The 16,284-nt window shown below is 44.6% G+C and carries 15 protein-coding genes; 9 read left to right on the top strand and 6 right to left on the bottom strand.

Going from position 1 to position 16,284, the window contains the following annotated elements; all coding sequences use genetic code 11:
• Window positions 1-5 precede the first annotated feature (5 nt).
• The 8 genes from R7E42_RS08370 to yegS all read left to right on the top strand — a co-directional run bounded on the left by R7E42_RS08370 (window position 6) and on the right by yegS (window position 8,095).
• Window positions 6-968, top strand: a complete 963-nt coding sequence (locus R7E42_RS08370; protein WP_054577822.1) for a DUF58 domain-containing protein — start codon at window positions 6-8, stop codon at window positions 966-968.
• A complete protein-coding gene (locus tag R7E42_RS08365) occupies window positions 969-1,547 on the top strand; it encodes a DUF4381 domain-containing protein (RefSeq protein WP_054577823.1) in 579 nt (192 codons plus the stop codon). It begins immediately after the preceding gene.
• Window positions 1,540-2,610: a vWA domain-containing protein gene (locus R7E42_RS08360; RefSeq protein ID WP_213972725.1), complete on the top strand. Its 1,071-nt coding sequence runs from the start codon at window positions 1,540-1,542 to the stop codon at window positions 2,608-2,610. Before R7E42_RS08365 ends, R7E42_RS08360 begins: the two co-directional genes overlap by 8 nt.
• Complete coding sequence (locus tag R7E42_RS08355) at window positions 2,603-4,333, top strand: VWA domain-containing protein (protein WP_213972726.1); 1,731 nt, start codon at window positions 2,603-2,605, stop codon at window positions 4,331-4,333. Before R7E42_RS08360 ends, R7E42_RS08355 begins: the two co-directional genes overlap by 8 nt.
• On the top strand, window positions 4,330-5,631 hold the full coding sequence (locus tag R7E42_RS08350) for a BatD family protein (RefSeq protein ID WP_213968445.1): 1,302 nt from the start codon (window positions 4,330-4,332) through the stop codon (window positions 5,629-5,631). The genes R7E42_RS08355 and R7E42_RS08350 overlap by 4 nt, the downstream gene beginning before the upstream one ends.
• 49 nt (window positions 5,632-5,680) lie before the next feature.
• Window positions 5,681-6,106: a bifunctional diaminohydroxyphosphoribosylaminopyrimidine deaminase/5-amino-6-(5-phosphoribosylamino)uracil reductase RibD gene (locus R7E42_RS08345; protein WP_318072575.1), complete on the top strand. Its 426-nt coding sequence runs from the start codon at window positions 5,681-5,683 to the stop codon at window positions 6,104-6,106.
• Window positions 6,107-6,278: 172 nt separating this feature from the next.
• The gene (locus R7E42_RS08340) at window positions 6,279-7,184 is read left to right on the top strand and encodes a LysR family transcriptional regulator (protein WP_005376541.1); all 906 of its coding nucleotides are present in this window, start codon (window positions 6,279-6,281) and stop codon (window positions 7,182-7,184) included.
• An 8-nt stretch (window positions 7,185-7,192) separates the two neighbouring features.
• The gene (yegS, locus tag R7E42_RS08335) at window positions 7,193-8,095 is read left to right on the top strand and encodes a lipid kinase YegS (RefSeq protein WP_169628690.1); all 903 of its coding nucleotides are present in this window, start codon (window positions 7,193-7,195) and stop codon (window positions 8,093-8,095) included.
• Between the two features lie 81 nt (window positions 8,096-8,176).
• On the opposite strand, the gene R7E42_RS08330 is transcribed toward yegS, so the two are convergent.
• From R7E42_RS08330 to R7E42_RS08315, 4 genes are all read right to left on the bottom strand, one after another.
• On the bottom strand, window positions 8,177-8,512 hold the full coding sequence (locus tag R7E42_RS08330) for a YgiW/YdeI family stress tolerance OB fold protein (RefSeq protein WP_130546257.1): 336 nt from the start codon (window positions 8,510-8,512) through the stop codon (window positions 8,177-8,179).
• Between the two features lie 15 nt (window positions 8,513-8,527).
• Window positions 8,528-9,175 carry an AcfA family outer membrane beta-barrel protein gene (locus tag R7E42_RS08325; protein WP_104976146.1) on the bottom strand — a complete coding sequence of 216 codons (648 nt, stop codon included), beginning with the start codon at window positions 9,173-9,175 and terminating at the stop codon, window positions 8,528-8,530.
• 165 nt (window positions 9,176-9,340) lie between these two features.
• Complete coding sequence (locus R7E42_RS08320) at window positions 9,341-10,954, bottom strand: VRR-NUC domain-containing protein (protein WP_318072574.1); 1,614 nt, start codon at window positions 10,952-10,954, stop codon at window positions 9,341-9,343.
• A 67-nt stretch (window positions 10,955-11,021) separates the two neighbouring features.
• Entirely contained in the window at window positions 11,022-12,254 is a 1,233-nt protein-coding gene (locus R7E42_RS08315; RefSeq protein ID WP_005388232.1) for an OFA family MFS transporter, read from the bottom strand.
• Between the two features lie 576 nt (window positions 12,255-12,830).
• On the opposite strand from R7E42_RS08315, the gene R7E42_RS08310 reads away from it, so the two are divergent.
• Complete coding sequence (locus R7E42_RS08310) at window positions 12,831-13,187, top strand: hypothetical protein (RefSeq protein ID WP_005376535.1); 357 nt, start codon at window positions 12,831-12,833, stop codon at window positions 13,185-13,187.
• 103 nt (window positions 13,188-13,290) lie between these two features.
• Here the strand turns inward: R7E42_RS08310 and dcuC are convergent, their stop codons facing one another.
• Complete coding sequence (gene dcuC, locus R7E42_RS08305; protein ID WP_318072573.1) at window positions 13,291-14,658, bottom strand: anaerobic C4-dicarboxylate transporter DcuC; 1,368 nt, start codon at window positions 14,656-14,658, stop codon at window positions 13,291-13,293.
• Window positions 14,659-15,017: 359 nt separating this feature from the next.
• Complete coding sequence (locus R7E42_RS08300; RefSeq protein WP_017821552.1) at window positions 15,018-16,142, bottom strand: acyl-CoA desaturase; 1,125 nt, start codon at window positions 16,140-16,142, stop codon at window positions 15,018-15,020.
• Between the last annotated feature and the right edge of the window lie 142 nt (window positions 16,143-16,284).

Raw genomic sequence — 16,284 nt, 5'->3', positions numbered from 1 at the left:
GCATTATGGCTAAGCCAACTCTTGCGCCAAAATCACAGGGGATGGATCCCCGTTTGTACTGCGATTACGCTCGTTTAGTACGTCTGCAAGCACAAGCAGAATCATTCAGTTTACTTCCTCACCTAAAGGCGGGTAGCGTACTCTCTGGCCGACACAATTCGTTGTTTCGCGGTCGTGGATTGAACTTCGAAGAGCTGCGCCATTACCAATTGGGTGACGATATTCGTAACCTTGATTGGAAAGTTACGATGCGTACAGGTAAGCCGCACGTACGCAGTTATACAGAAGAAAAAGATCGCAACGTAATCGTGTGTGTCGACCAGAGAAGCACAATGTTTTTTGCTTCGACGCAAGTAATGAAATCAGTTGTCGCGGCAGAGATCGCAGCGATGTGTGGGTGGCGAGTATTAAAAGATGGCGACCGAGTCGGTTTTGTCATCGCATCCCAGCAAGCGTTGTTTCACAGCAAGGCACAGCGTTCGCAAAACGATCTTCTGGCGCAGCTTAAGCGTCTCGCTAAAGCCAATCAATCGCTCAATGTGGACTCCCGCAATTCCGAAAAAGTAACGTTCAGTCAATGGATTGAGCTCATTAAACGCATGAAGCTCAAGCAATCCACTTTGATTTTTATCAGCGACTGGAGCGACTGCGAGGAGCACCATCTTGACCATCTTAAACAGCTACAACAGCACAATGATGTTCTCGCAGTGATGGTCAGCGACCCATTAGAACAAACGTTACCAGACGATTTGGCAAAATCGAAATGGGTGGTTGGTGATGGGCAGTATCAACTCAACTTAGACAGCAAAGCAAAGGTAGAAGCTGCGAGCGCAAAGCTTGAAGCTCGAACTAGCTTACAGCGTCAATCACTCTCTCAACTTATGGCGATGAAACACCTTCCGCACATCGAACTCGATACGACAGGTGAGCACATTAAACAATTTCAAAAACTGGTAGGAGGGCGTTAAATGAGTGATCTTCCTACGCCTCCAAGTACCTACATACTCAGAGAGCTGCATGATGTGGCCGTACCATCTAGCGTGAGTTGGTACCCGCAAACTATTGGCTGGAAAATTTTAGCGGCGGTTGCGTTCATTGCATTGGTATATTTCGCATATCGCTTGGCTCGGCAATGGTGGCATAATCGTTACCGAAAAGAAGCTCTACTGGCGATTTCGCAAATCAACCCGAGCGACAAAGACATGCCAAAAGTATTGTTCTCTGTGCTTAAAGTAGTGCTGATTCATATTGATAGCCGCAACGCGAAATTGTTTGATACCGCCTTTCTGCGCAAGCTCGATGCGCTGTATCCGCAAACCGAAGATTCTCAAGCAAACTCGCTTGTGGTCTTTAACGATGAGCTTTCAAAGCGCTGGCTACAAAGTATTGTCGACCCAAGCGTTACGCTAACCAACGAAGAGCGAGTAACGCTTATTGCTCGTGCGAAAAACTGGGTGAGTGAACACCGTGGTGATGCTCAAAAAAGCGCGGCAAAGAAATCACCACGATTGAAACGCAAAGCACATCAGGGAGGTCAACATGAATGATCTTCTTGCATCGATAACTGGTTTGTCTGGTTTTGAATTTGCTCACCCAATGTGGTTTCTGGTTTTGCCCTTGCCGTTGGTGGTGTACTACTTGGTGCCTGCATATCGCACTAAGCAAATGGCGATCAAAGTGCCGTTTTTTAGTCAGCTGGTGGAAGCGATTGGCGAGACGCCATCAGAAGGTGCAAGCCAGTTGACCCCGAGTTGGTGGCAACGAGCAACGTTAATTCTCTCATGGCTTTTGGTGGTGTGTGCGATGGCAAAACCCACCGTGTTAGGCGAGCCTCAAGTTCGCGAGAGTTTAGGTCGCGATGTGATGGTGGTGGTGGATCTTTCGGGCTCCATGGCCGAGCCAGATTTCACCTCACGTACAGGCGAAAAAATTTCTCGTCTTGATGCGGCAAAAGAAGTGCTGTCGGAGTTTGTTCAGTCTCGTAAAGGTGACCGATTAGGCTTGGTGCTTTTTGGTGATGCTGCTTTCGTGCAAACGCCATTTACCGCAGACCAAAAAGTGTGGCTCGAACTGCTTAACCAAACCGATGTGGCAATGGCAGGGCAGAGTACCCATCTTGGTGATGCGATTGGCTTAGCGATTAAAGTTTTTGAGCAAAGCGATAAGTCGCGTGGTGCTTTAGAACAAGACCAAAACCGTGAAAAAGTCGCGATTGTATTAACCGATGGTAACGACACGGGCAGTTTTGTTGAACCGATTGATGCGGCGAAAGTGGCGAAAGCCAAAGGCGTGAGAGTACACGTCATTGCGATGGGCGATCCGGAAACGATAGGTGAAACCGCGTTGGATATGGAGACGATTCATCGCATTGCGAAAGAATCCGGCGGTGAAGCGTTTAAAGCACTCAACCGTGATGAACTATCGGCTGCCTACGACGAAATTGGCAAACTGGAACCTCAACTTTACGAAAGCACTACATACCGCCCAAAACAAAGCCTTCATCATTACTTGATGGCGTTAGTGGTCATCATGCATTTGCTCGCGTTCAGCGTCGCAACACTCAAAAGAAAGGCTGTTACACGATCATCATTAGGAGAGAGCGATGTTTGATTCTCTTAGTTGGACGCAATTCTTTACGCAGTTTCATTTTATTCGACCACTGTGGTTACTGGCTTTGGTACCCATGTTTTTCTTGGTGTGGTTACGCTGGCGAGAAGAAAGCAAGCCAAGCTGGAAGGATATTCTGCCCGAACATTTACGCAATGCTTTGACGATAGGTGAGCGAGGCTGGCGTAAGCAACTGCCGCTTAAGCTCTTGATGCTGATTGTGTTCATCGCCATTGTGATTTGTGCAGGCCCAACATGGCAACGAGAATCTTCTCCCTTTGGCGAAGATAAAGCCTCTATGCTTGTGGTGCTTGATAACAGCGACTCGATGCTGCAAAAAGATCTCCCACCAAGCCGCCTTGAGCGTTCCAAACAGAAAATACGCGATTTGCTAGCCGCGCGAAAAGGCGGAAAAACGGGTTTAGTCGTGTTCGCGGGCAGTGCTCATGTCGCGATGCCTATAACTCAAGACAGCAAAGTATTTGACCCGTTTTTGGCGGCCATTACGCCAGAAATTATGCCCGTGCAAGGTAAGCTTGCCGAAAAAGCCTTGCCGTTAATTGACCAACAATTGCAAGGTCAACCAGGCTCTACCGTTCTGTTGGTGAGTGATGGCGTTAATCCTGCCACGATTGAGCAATACCAAGCGTATTTCTCGGGCAAACCTTATCAACTGTTAATTCTTGCGACAGGGAACGCTGACATTGTGAGTAACAACCCAATGGATTTGGATTCTCTACAAAAACTGGCCAGCCAGACCAACGGTCGATTAATGGAAGTGACCGTCGATAACAGTGATATCGAGCAACTGAACCGATACGTTGAGCGCAATATGCAGCTTAATGGCGAATCTTCAATGCCTTGGAAAGACATGGGTTATCAACTTCTGTTTCCAATCGCGTTGATCATGATGCTGTGGTTTAGAAAAGGGTGGTTAGTGCAATGGTGTGTGATTGCGATGGTGAGCGGTACACTGTTGATGCCGACCAGTGCAATGGCGGAGAACATTTCTGTTAAAGCCGAGCAGCCACAAGTTGTGCAAAAAGTGACGACCTTCGACAAGGTGGCGCAATGGTGGTGGGATTTGTGGCTGACGCCAGACCAACAAGGACAGCGTTTGTTCAACCAACAAGCGTATTTAGAAGCTGCAAAACACTTTGTCGATCCATTACGCAAAGGCACGGCGTACTACTACGCTAGCGAGTTTGAGCTCGCGCACAGTGCGTTTTTGGAAATGCAAAACGACCCGTCCGAAGAGGTTCGAGATTACGGTCTTTATAATGCGGCGAGTGCATTGGCGCGTCAGCGTGAATATTTGGCTGCACGTGACTTGTTAAAATCCCTAGCCAACAAGCCAACGTTGAGCGAGAGGCTAAGACCGGATGTTGAGCATAACTTGAAAGTGATTGGTGGTATTGTAGAGGACATCAACCGGATGAGTGAGAGTCAGGCAGGAACGGAGCAAGAAGCATCAACCGAGCTAGGCGATAACCCTCAAACCGCAGAAGGGGCGGATGAAAAAACGTCAGCGGAGTTGATGATTAAAGAAACGTTAAGTGCAGACGACATCTTAGGTAGCCAAGAATTAGCCGACAAATGGTTAAAGCGAGTCGAAGCGGATCCTAAATACTTCTTAAATGCGAAGTTTCAGATTCAATTGCGTTCAATAGAAACCGGAGAATCAACCTCTACTGCGAACGAAAATACAGAGGAGGCGGTGCAATGATGAAAAGCCACCGTTTTACGCACTTTGCTTTACCCTTGTGGTTAGTTATCTGTTTCGGCTTCCTCCTGAGCAGTAGTGTGTTGGCTCAAGATATTCGTGACGTTCAACGAAAGCATGGAGTTGAGTTACAAGCGTGGGTTGGTAAACAACCAATGGCTGGAGAGAAGAGGAAAACACCAAGTTTTAGCGTCAATGAGCAAGTTATTTTAACCATCGAAGTGGCAACGCCGCGTTGGTTTACGGGTGGTACGAGAATTGGCAATATTGAAATACCCAATGTTATCGCCAAACAGCGTAATCAACTAGCAACCAACTTTACTGAGCAAAAAGAGGGACAAACTTGGTCGCGTCAACGCTGGGAAGTGACTTTGTATCCTCAAGCTTCTGGTGATTTTGTGATTCCACCTGTCGCAGTGGGCGTTCAGGTGTCTGCGCCGGACGGCGAGAAGGTGTCAGGCACACTTTACACGCAGCCGATTAAGTTCAAAACCGTATTGCCATCGGGCCTGCTGAGTGGTGAGACACCTTGGTTTTCTGCAACAGATGTAGAGGTAAAGCAAGAGTGGGAAACCTCCACTGAGTCACTCAAAGTTGGGGATGCAATCACGCGTAAAATCACTATTTCAGCTCAAGATTCACTTTCTGTGTTGTTACCAGACTTGCTGAAAGGAGAATCAACAACCCGTTACCAAGCGTATCCTCAACCGCACCGTCTTACGGATACGCAAACTCGTGGTGATTACCAGTCAACACGCACAGAAGAGAGCGTGTATGTGATTCAACAAGGTGGTGAATTAACCCTGCCAGATTATGAGTTCCGTTGGTGGAACAGTAAGACTCAGCAAGTGGAAACGGTGGTGTTAGAGGGCAAAACATTTGCCGCGAAGCACACGTTGAAATCCTTCATCAAAACGTATTTTGCATGGATTGTTTCCACGCTTGTATTGTTGGGTTTTGTGACTGTTTCATTGGTAGCCATTAAACGTTACTACCGCAACAGACCGACACCAGCATGGTTGACGTTCCACCGTTTGTTAAAGGCTAAACGTTGGTCTGAAGCAAGGACCGTATTGTACAAACAATTGCGTTTAAATACGGCAGAGCTGGAAATGACCAAAGCCGATTCGAGTGAATCGTGGCAAAAAAGTGCGTCGCGAATGCAAAATGGTGAAAATAGCGCTCATTTAATGAAGTCGATGTGGCGCAAGATCCAGACCAAACAACAACGCTTTAAATTCCGTATTCCACGAGCGTTACCAGAACTGGACAAAGTCATTGGAAGAGATGGCAATGAATAAAACGGGGCGCTAATATAGCGCCTCGTTTTTATTAGAGAATAGAGTTCAAATGAGCCAAGAGTTTATGCGCCGCGCATTGGAAGTGTCCAAAAATGCGCTTCCTGAATGTCAACCCAACCCGCCGGTTGGCTGCGTGTTAGTGAAAGACAATCAAATCGTTTCTGAAGGTCATACTCAGGCGATTGGTGGCAATCACGCGGAAGTGGAAGCGCTGAATGCGTATCAAGGCTCGTTAGAATCGGTGACGGCATACGTTACGCTGGAACCGTGTTCGTTTGTTGGTCGCACGCCAGCTTGCGCGGTGACATTAGTCAAATCCGGCATAAGCAAAGTCGTCGTAGCCATATTGGACCCCGACCCGCGCAACAGTGGTGGAGGTATCGAGATTCTAAAACAAGCAGGTATAGAGGTAGAAACTGGTTTATGCGGCGAGGAAGTCAGCGAGTTTCTTACCCCTTACCTAGGCAAAGCCTAAGTCAAGCTTTACGTTGCACTACGGTGCCAGTTTATGTAGTGAATGAAGTGCGTCAAAATTGAGTTAAAACTCATTAAAACAAGCGATACCGCCCATTTATTGCACTTGGCTGCGTGAACGATCATGCTGTTAGATTAAAATAGAGAAAGTGACTTTTGAAAAATTTAATAGCATGAAACCGACCGACCTTAATCTTATTCCCATTTTCACTGCCATCTATGAAGAGCGTAACTTGTCTCGGGCGGCGGCTCGTTTAAACATCACCCAGCCTGCGGTGAGTAAAGCGCTAGCAAGGCTACGTGATATCTACGATGATCCATTGTTTCATCGTTGCGTTAAAGGTGTCGAGCCTACCTCGTTTGCGATGGATATTTATCCTGCTCTTCTTGCTTCAGTACAAAATTTCACTTCGACATTATCGGCCTCTAGTGAGTTTGACCCTAAAGTGTCGAATAGAGTGTTTTCTATTGCCTGTGTGTCCGTTGCAAGTTTTGAGTTGCTACCTCAAGTCATGAAACAAATCCGTGTGTCGGCGCCAAATGTTGCATTAGAAGTACATCCGCTTTTTACGGAAGATTTTGAAAGTGATCTGCGGTTACAACGATACGATTTGATCATTGATATCACACCAAGAGCAAGAACGGTGTTAAAACTGGAAACTGTACTTACGGAGCGTTTGGTGGTGGTATGTAGCGAAGCGCATCCACGCCTGAATGACGAGATTACGGCTGAACAATTTTTTGAAGAAGAACATGTAGTGGTTTCGCAGTGGCAGAGTCGTAAGAGCTTGTTAAACGCCGATGACATTGTCGACTTGGATAAGAGAAAGATTAAGTATCGAGCCTCGGGCGTACTAGAAATGCTCCCAATTATTTGTGGTAGTGAATACATTGGTTTAATGCCAGAGTCGATGATCAACTTGTTCAATAACACCTATCATGTTAAATCTTTATCAATGCCATTTGATGAACAAATGTATGAGCTTTGCACAATCTGGCATCCTAGTCGCACAAACGACAGCGCCCATCAGTGGTTGCGTTCACAGATTAAGCAAGCAGGAAAAGTCATCAACCAATAGGAAGTGCAATGAAAAAGACAATACGTGCCATCCTTAACGGAAAAAAAGCTGGGAATCCAGAGTTAAGAGATGCAATCATGAAAATGAGAGAAAAAGGCATCGACGTACAGGTGCGTGTGACGTGGGAATCTCAAGACATGACGCGGCTAGTGAAAGAAGCGGTTGATGAAGGCATTGAACGTATTGTTGTCGCTGGTGGCGATGGGACCGTCAATGAGGCGGCTTCTGCGATTATTCAAATTGACGAAGAAAAACGCCCTGAGTTAGCCATTATTCCCCTTGGTACCGCCAATGACTTTGCTACCGCTATTCAAGTACCTAATTCCATTAAGGCGTCTTTATCTCTTGCTGTTGAGGGGCAGTCCGCTTTGGTCGATTGCGTCAAAGCGAACGATCGCTGCTTTATTAACGTGGCAACAGCAGGGTTTGGCGCAGAAGTTACAGCAGAAACGCCTGTTGAACTCAAAAACTTTCTTGGCGGCGGAGCTTACACGCTAACTGGTGTTGTAAAAGCACTTGGCTTTAAACCATATGACGGAACAATAACGATTGAAGGTGGTGCGTATCAGGGAGAAATGTTGCTCGGTGCGTTTTGTAATGGGCGCCTTGCTGGAGGTGGGCAAGAGTTAGCTCCAAAAGCGATGATTAATGATGGGCTGATGGATCTAACATTGGTGCGCCCATTTTTACCTCATGAGCTGCCTAAAGTAATCGACGAGATCAATAACCCGAGTGAGAAAGGAGAGTTTGTGAAGTACACAAGAGCAAGCTGGTTGGAGATAGACTTCCCGAATCCATTGCCTCTTAATTTAGATGGAGAACCTTATCATTCGAGAACCATTAGATTTGATGTTCAGCCTAAGAGTATACGATTAGTCGTACCGCAAGATTGCCCTTGCTTGACTAGCTAAACGAGCGTTTTCCATGATTATTGCGTAACACAGCCACTAAAATGTGGCTGTGTTATTTGTGTTGAGGTATTAGTCAACTTCTTAACGTTTTTGAATGGTCTCAACGTCTATTTGCGTAGTTGTCCAATCTGCGTCAACCTCTCCTCGAATCATTACGGTATCTTTTGGTGTCACTTCTTGACCCATCCAATCTTCGTTGTCGATCTCTACTTCGATTTCACCAGTGTTGTCTTTGAACAAGTAAGTCTCGTTACCAAATGATTGAACAATATGCCCGGTTAGCACTACAGCGCTGTCGTCGGTTGCGTTGCGCGCCTCTTTCACCGTATTGATTGCACTGACTTCTGGGCCATTAAACGCGGCGAAAGCCGAGCTTGAAAGTAGGGCAAGCATGGATGTTAACAATACTCTTTTCATTATCCTCTCCTGATATTAGAAGTAATAAGTTGTGCCTACATTAAAGGATGCAGTGTTTGCGTAGCTGTCTAGTTGGTATTTAGCGTTTGCGCCAATGGTGAGCTTTGGCAACACTTGGTATTCCGCGCCCACAGAGAACATTGCGCCTAACTCGTTGCTTTTCTCCGAGCTATGGAAAAGCGTGTTGCTTATTTCCACATCGTCATTCGCGACAAGCTCATATTCTTGATGTTGAGCAACCTTGGCGTCGTATTGTGTGTAAGTTAAACCCGCTTTGAATTTTGTTGTCCATTTATCACTTAATGCATAGCTAAACACTGGTGCTAGCGAGACTTGTTTGGCTGTGATAGAGGCATCCCAATCCATTTCATGATGGTAATCTTTGCCATCAATTGTCTTGATACCAAGGTTCTTAGAACGGCCGTCATCAAGGTCAAACTGGCTGTAACCTAGCTCAATTGCCCAATTGTCATTAAACGAGTAACCGATAAAACCTGAGAAGATACCATCCTCAAGTTCTGGATTAAGTGTTACATTTTCAGATGAAAAGTGAGGTTCCAAGTCATGGTCAGTGGTACCTAGTCCATATTCCAGACCTACATAAGGAGCCGCAGATACCGAAACTGAGCAGGTAACGAGTAACGCAAGAATGGTTTTGTTCATTTTATTTTGCCTCTTCAAATCAACTTAGTGAGTAGAAGCGCATTTTGTGTGAAGAAGCGTGAAGCGATCGTGAAGAAACGAAAAAATGTTTAGAAAAAAGAGCAAGGGGCGATAACCGAGGGGCGGTTTGAGTGAACAAACACCAAGCTCTTTATATAGAGTAAGTTAAGTTGCTGCGACGTAACACACCGCAAACGGGACATTAAGGCGAGTAAACTCTTTGATCCAACGCCATTGGTTATCCTGGAGTTTATCGCCAGGGCCTTTCACTTCAATCCACTCGAACTCGTTTTCTTTGAAAGCAATCAGATCAGGCATCCCATTGCGGTAAAGCTTTAGGTCACTCAATTGTATTTTAAATAGCGCCACCAACATGCTAGTTGGGATTGTATCGAGTGCCGTTTCGAGTAGCTCTTTACTTATTAAATTCCAATGTACAAATGGATTACTGATGCCAAACTTCTCATCGTATTTTGTCAATAACATCTGGGTGTTGCCCGCTTCTAGTTCGGCAAAAGCGGTGTCTATCAAAGCTTGGCGCTTGGTAACAAAATCCGAGTGATATAAATCTAAAGGACGGTGTTGATAAGCGTTAATGAATGCCCCTTCAATAGGAGCAAAAATCGCATCCCAAAAAGTGAGACCAAGTAATGCATTAAGCAGTGCATTTTCGGCGTAAAATACAGTCCAGCCTAAGGACTCAAAATACGCTTTGCTGGCGAGTTCGACTCTCTGTTGAGATAAATCCAGTTCAAGGCGGTATTCCGTACAGGTTGGCTTCGTCACTCTTGGCACTTTCTCGCCTTGTTTTCGTTTTAACCGTTGCTCAAGTTTTTGTGCAACTTCGAGCTCAGATACATCGATCGGTGAGTTAAGCATATCTGTGACAATGTCACCAAATAAATCATCATGGTTTAATTTGTCATAGATACGTGCGCGTCGTTCTCGGCTCGGTGTGAGTTGAGTTTGGCCAAATAGAGACAGGGCGGTCTCTAGATCATTAAGCCGTTCGTAATCACGTGCTATGTCATTCAACATGTGCTCGCGTTTACGATCTACGTAACGGTGTTTAACGGGCTGAGGCATTGCCTCAATTAATAAGTCGAGATTGGCTTTGTCTTTTCGGTCAAATTGCCAGTACAGGTTGGCCAACTGGCTCAGTTCAATTAAGCGGTCTATTTGCTCACGTGAATCAAAGAAACGGCGCACTTTACTCAATTGATATTGCTCGAACTGATGCAAACCTAAGTCATCAAGCACAAACTGACTTAAGTCTTGATGGGTGTTGGCAAAAAACAGAGTGAGCAACACGTCGATCATATGAGCTGAATTGAGTTTGACGATCGTAAACTCAAGCTTCTCTGTACGATCAAATTCCGCATTACTCAAACGTTCGACAAGGGCGTCTTTCTTGAGTGATTTCGGCAGTTCGGGATAAAGCGTGGAGATTTCTGGCTTGGTCAGTAAATTAGCCGCTAACTCTTGATGAGAAAGGGGTGGGGAAAGGGCTACAAACTCATGCTGACTCAATTCTGCCAGTGCTTCATTGATAGAAGGTATTTCTTGATAACTCAGCTTATCACTTCGAAACCAACATCCCTTTCGGCTGTATAAACGCACCAAAAGGCACTGGGCGTGTTTGCTCAAAGAATCAAACGAGCAAAGCCATGCGTGTTCTTCCTTGGTCAGTAAATCGCTGTACCAAGTTATTGCGTGATGAGTCAGCTTGAAGAAGTTCTCTAGATAGTAGTCTGGTGCAAGTTCGATAGGGCTTTCCATAAACGACCGATAACAAAAAAGGCTTAACCCATAGGTTAAGCCTTTTCGCTATCAAATCAATTCGCAATTATGCGTTTTTTAGCTGTGCTACTTTCGCTTCAGACAATGGCTTAGTGATGAACGCAAGTACGATACATACTGCCATCATTGCAGAAGAAATTGTGTAAGCCAAGGTGTAGCCGTCGCCATTTGTCATCGAGAAACCAACAACCGCTGCGCCGATTGCACCACCAATACCCCATGCTGTGTAAAGTACGCCGTAGTTAGTGCCGTAGTTTTTCAGACCGTAGAACTCAGCCGTTAGAGTAGGGAATACCGCTAGAAGTGTACCGTAACCTACCGCTGCGATTGCTGTACCGATGATTAGTGTAAACTCAGAGTCGAACGTCGCGAACAGCACCATGTTTACGCCTTGTAGAACGAACGCGAGTAGAAGCGTACGAACACCGCCGATTTTATCTGCAAGCATACCCGCGGCAACACGACCGCCAGAGTTGAATACAGCAAGAATAGACGCTAGGTAAACCGCGTTTGGCAAGTTTGCTTGAACGCTTGCGATTGTCGTGATGTTACCAATGATCATTAGACCAACAGAAGCTGCAAACGCGTACATGATCCATAGAGAGTAGAACTGTGGCGTTTTCAACATTGCTTTCCAAGTTAAGTCATCTGACTTTTTCACCGCTTTAGGTGCTTGGCCTTCTTTTACTTTAGGCTCAGCAGGTGTGTAGTCTGCTGGTGGGTTGTTGATGGTTGCTGCAAGAGGAACTGCAATCGCTAGGATACCAACACCAAGAACCATAAAGCTAGTTTGAATGCCCATGCTGTCTATTAGCGCAGAAGTTACTGGCGCAAGGTAAATAGCCGCTAGACCGAAACCTGCCGCAATAATGCCGTTAACCATACCTTTCTTCGAAGCGTGGAACCACTTCATCGCAGAAGGTGATAGGCATGCGTAACCAAAACCGATACCTGCACCTGTGATCACACCGAATGTAATGTTCAACATTAGTGGAGAGTTCACAAAGCCAGACGCGATCATGCCCAGACCTGTAAGAACAGTACCTAGGATAAGGATCATTCGAGGGCCCATGCGGTCTTGAAGAATGCCTGCAATAAGAAGACAGATAGAGAAAGTGATGGTTGCAGTTGCGTAAGGTGCAGAAGCTTCTGCAGCACTCCAGCCTGATTCAGTTACCAGTGCCTTGTTGAATACACTCCAAGCATACAGGATGCCAAGACAAAGGTTGATACAGAACCCTGCTAACAGGATGCGCATAGCTTTATCAATCTTGCTCATTTTTATTCTCAGTTTTTCCTCTTATTGGCAATGCCGCAAAGAAGGTTGGTTTAAAGATGTTTTTTATCAAAATTAGTTTGCGTTTTTCAACGTTTAACGCAATGAGCGCGGATTATAACCAATAAATATGTGATTGGAATCTCTTTTTACGGTTACTGATAAAATAATTTGCAACATTAAAAGTGGATGTGAATTCATGGTTTTGTATGTAGTAAGAACGTTGTAAAAAAGTGATATTTTTTGTTCGCTAATAACGAATGATGAGTCAAGACAGAGAGGTTTTACGCTGTTGAGTGCACAGTTCACATTTCAAATAAAAAATTTCAAAATGTTTCCATGTTAACCATCTGTAACAAAAATGGCGAATTTATCATCTAACTGTCGTAAGTATCAGATGCAAAGGGTTTCTTAATTTTTAATTGTTAACCTTTTGTAATAATTGAAGCTGATTAGCTTTTATGTTCATTAAGTGAGCAAAAAAGTAACTTGTAATTGCTGATTTTAGGCGCAGAATATAGTGAAAAATGAGTTTTCATTTATGAAGGGATGCTTTTTAGATTTGTTGTGAGGTGACTTATGAAACTGTTCCTATTACTCATGGCTTCGGTATCCGCTGGTATCGCATCAGCAGACCACATCCATTCATTTATGTTGGGCTTATCTATTGCTTCTTTAGCGGTAGGTAGCTGTTATTTCTTCGCATTTCGCAGCTCGCGCTTTCCACAGCTTGCTTTATTCCTACTCATTTGCGGTATGCTTTCTAAGTTGACGATAACCGTAGTCGGTGTGATGTGGGGAATGTCCGCGGAATTAATCACGTCTCCAATCGTATTCGCACTTTCATATTTATTCTTTTCGCTTGCCGTTACCTACTTATGGTTTAGCTACAGAGAGAGCATCACTAAGATTCCTGACCGATTTAAGTCAGCGTAAATCAACACATTAGAATAAAAAAAACGCCAGCACATTTGCTGGCGTTTTTAATTAAACGTAATTTTGTTCGGATATTGCTTTTAGTTTGATCGTGGCAATACCGTTAGGCACTCATTGGAACAAGCACCATAGTACCAATAATCACCGTGATAAGGCCTGCTAGAACTGGAACGGATGTGCGTTTTACAACCTCAAACGGGCTGATGTTTGCCATACCTGATGTCGCAACGATTACGCCAGATACTGGTGAGATAGTACGGCCTAGGTTTGATGCTTGAAGCATCGGGATAATTAGGAACGCAGGGTTTAATCCCATTTTAGCAGCTAAAGATGGTGCTAACTCCACGAACGCATAGAAAGGCGCGTTACCCGAACCCGTTGCAATTGCTGCTGCAACTGTCAATGCAGTTAGAATAAGCATTAAAGCAACGCCGCCTGCACCAGCATTATCTGCTAGATGAAGTAGGTTATCGATAGCACCGATAGACATCAGACCTTGTGCAAAAACCCCAGCGGCAACCAAAAGCATCACAACGCCTTTGAACGCGTCAGCCATGCCTGCGTAGCAAGAATCTAAATCTTCTAGTGATTTCTTACCATCGAACTTATTTACAACATAATGGATCAGAGCTCCAAGGAAAATCGAACCAACCACAATAGTGTAGATGTCTAGACTAAGTCCTGGAATGGTACGACCGTTGAATAGGAAAACGCCGATGATAGGTAGAAATGGAAGAGCTGCATAAAACGCTGGTGCGTCAGCTTTGATCTCTGATGCATCAATTTTTTCCATTGGTGTATTTTCTTTCTTATCTAAGTATTTGTTCCAGAAGAACGCTGCCGCTGCCATGACGATGATTGCGCAAATAGAAACAGGCAACACAGTTTGTACCGCAAACACATCAAGCTCTAAACCAGACTTTTCTGCTGCGATAACAACATCACCAGAAGTAGGAGAAAGAATGATTGCCGCTGGAGAGGCACACACTGCAACGGCTGCTGGACGAGAAATGCCCATCGCGACCATCATAGGGAATAGTGTCGCCATTAATAGTACGCCAAGGCCTGTTGCAGAACTTACCGCAAGAGACATTAAACACGCCACAATGTAAGCCGCTACCAAAAGGACGTAAGGAGACTTGATGACAGAAAGCGGTTTAGAGAACTGTTTCACTACCACGTTGTTCGCGCCGATATGAGTCATGTATGACGCAAAACCACAAAGCAGCATGATTTGCATACCAAGACCGCCACCGCGGTATTGAAGCATGTATTTCACGTATTCAAGCGCATCTGTCACCATGTTACCAGTTGAGGTGATTTTTGACGGCAGCACGTCGTGCCCCAAAACGCCAGTCATAAGAAGTAAAGCAATACCAGCTGTCAGTAACACGCCCGCAGCTTTATAGCCTTTGACAATAAAGTAACCCACCGCAATGGTAACCACTAAGCCAATTAAGAGCTCTAACATAGGGATCTCCGAATGTTATGTAAAAAAGAAAGAAACTGTTTCAGTTTATGACAAGGAATTTACAGAATTCTTAGCTGTGGCACGAGACAAATATGGGGCTTGCATGATCTGAGACAAATAATAATTTAATAAATAATTTCGTTAGATTGTATTGTTGGAATTTGGTTTTCTAAGTGTTATGTGCTGGTTTGAAGCTATTTATAGGAAGGAAAATATGACTAGGAAAGTGAATGAATAAAGAGTGAATTGATTCACAATAGGAAAAAGACTTTACTCAGTAAGCAATTATTGGAAAACACTCTTCACAACAAAAAAGCTTCGCCGAAGCGAAGCTAAGTAATCGTAAGAATGAGGATAAACTATGCGTATCGACGAACCATAAGGTTCCAACTACGTTGCTGCCGTTCGAACTCTGCTTTAATTTGCTGGTACTTCATTTTCGTTACAGAACATTCGTATTTCTTTACCACACTGGCAGTTTTGGCACCGAGTACTTCTTTGCGCATCTCGTAGTATTCCTGCATGTGATGAACTAGAGTATCAAACTCGTGCTGTAGCTGATCGAGGATTGTTTGCGTGTTCGGTTTCGATTCTAGCTTTTCTCTTGCTTTCTTCAAAAGTTGACTCGCACGGGCTTTTTCAATTCTAAATGTAGGCGTTGTGCGCAACTTAGATGTGAGTCCTAGCCAAGAACATGACTTTATCAACCACTTCGTTGGGTCGTAATGCCACCAATACACGCCATTGCGATAGTCATTCTCGAAAATATGATGGAAATTATGGTAACCCTCTCCAAATGTGAAAAAGGCGAGTACACCATTATCGCGAGCAGTGTTTTTGTCTGTGAAAGTTTGCTTACCCCAAATATGTGCGAGGGAGTTAATGAAAAAAGTCGTATGGTGACTCATAAAGAGTCGAGCCGCACCAACGACCAATAACATCCCCCAGATATCACCGTAGATCAGTCCGAGCATGACTGGGAAACCAATATTAGTCAGTAGGGCAAGTGGAACATAATACTTATGCTGCCACATGACGATTTTATCGCGCTTTAGGTCACGGCAGTTTGTATATTCGTTTTCCTTTGATTTATTGTAATCACGTAACATCCACCCAATGTGAGAATACCAAAAACCCCGCTTGGCTGAGTACGGATCTTTATCGTTATTGTCGACATGTTTGTGATGCACACGATGATCAGAAGACCAATGTAATGCACTATTTTGCAAAGAAAATGCTCCTCCAATCGCAAAAATGGCGCGCAAAATAGGATGAGCTTCGTACGTTTTGTGGCTCCAGAGACGATGATAGCCTGCTGTAATAGAAAGGTTAGTAAAACTAAATGCAATCACTCCCCAAATTAGATGTTCCCAACCTAGTCCAAAATGATATGCATACCAAGGCATTACAATAAAAGTCAGAACAAAACTGGCAGAAAATATTAATGTATTCAACCAGATAACAGGTGGTTTGTTTTGAGTCACAGATGTATCCCTAACTTTGAGCTAACAACTGTTCGCCAGAATATCAGCGTACACATGTAAGTCAAATTAAAGTTAGACAAATGTGACTATTCCTTTGGGTGTAGATTAAGGAACTTGATGGGATATTTTGCTTTTAATTGAA

It is taken from the genome of Vibrio sp. Vb1337 (assembly GCF_033338715.1).
Taxonomy (GTDB): domain Bacteria; phylum Pseudomonadota; class Gammaproteobacteria; order Enterobacterales; family Vibrionaceae; genus Vibrio; species Vibrio alginolyticus.
This window is presented reverse-complemented; position numbering and strand designations above follow the sequence as displayed.

Coding starts and splice junctions, on each gene's coding strand:
- R7E42_RS08360 (WP_213972725.1), top strand. CDS start 1,540: ATGAATGATCTTCTTGCATCGATAACTGGTTTGTCTGGTTTTGAATTT.
- R7E42_RS08320 (WP_318072574.1), bottom strand. CDS start 10,954: ATGGAAAGCCCTATCGAACTTGCACCAGACTACTATCTAGAGAACTTC.
- R7E42_RS08340 (WP_005376541.1), top strand. CDS start 6,279: ATGAAACCGACCGACCTTAATCTTATTCCCATTTTCACTGCCATCTAT.
- dcuC (WP_318072573.1), bottom strand. CDS start 14,658: ATGTTAGAGCTCTTAATTGGCTTAGTGGTTACCATTGCGGTGGGTTAC.
- R7E42_RS08370 (WP_054577822.1), top strand. CDS start 6: ATGGCTAAGCCAACTCTTGCGCCAAAATCACAGGGGATGGATCCCCGT.
- yegS (WP_169628690.1), top strand. CDS start 7,193: ATGAAAAAGACAATACGTGCCATCCTTAACGGAAAAAAAGCTGGGAAT.
- R7E42_RS08345 (WP_318072575.1), top strand. CDS start 5,681: ATGAGCCAAGAGTTTATGCGCCGCGCATTGGAAGTGTCCAAAAATGCG.
- R7E42_RS08325 (WP_104976146.1), bottom strand. CDS start 9,175: ATGAACAAAACCATTCTTGCGTTACTCGTTACCTGCTCAGTTTCGGTA.
- R7E42_RS08350 (WP_213968445.1), top strand. CDS start 4,330: ATGATGAAAAGCCACCGTTTTACGCACTTTGCTTTACCCTTGTGGTTA.
- R7E42_RS08310 (WP_005376535.1), top strand. CDS start 12,831: ATGAAACTGTTCCTATTACTCATGGCTTCGGTATCCGCTGGTATCGCA.
- R7E42_RS08330 (WP_130546257.1), bottom strand. CDS start 8,512: ATGAAAAGAGTATTGTTAACATCCATGCTTGCCCTACTTTCAAGCTCG.
- R7E42_RS08365 (WP_054577823.1), top strand. CDS start 969: ATGAGTGATCTTCCTACGCCTCCAAGTACCTACATACTCAGAGAGCTG.
- R7E42_RS08355 (WP_213972726.1), top strand. CDS start 2,603: ATGTTTGATTCTCTTAGTTGGACGCAATTCTTTACGCAGTTTCATTTT.
- R7E42_RS08315 (WP_005388232.1), bottom strand. CDS start 12,254: ATGAGCAAGATTGATAAAGCTATGCGCATCCTGTTAGCAGGGTTCTGT.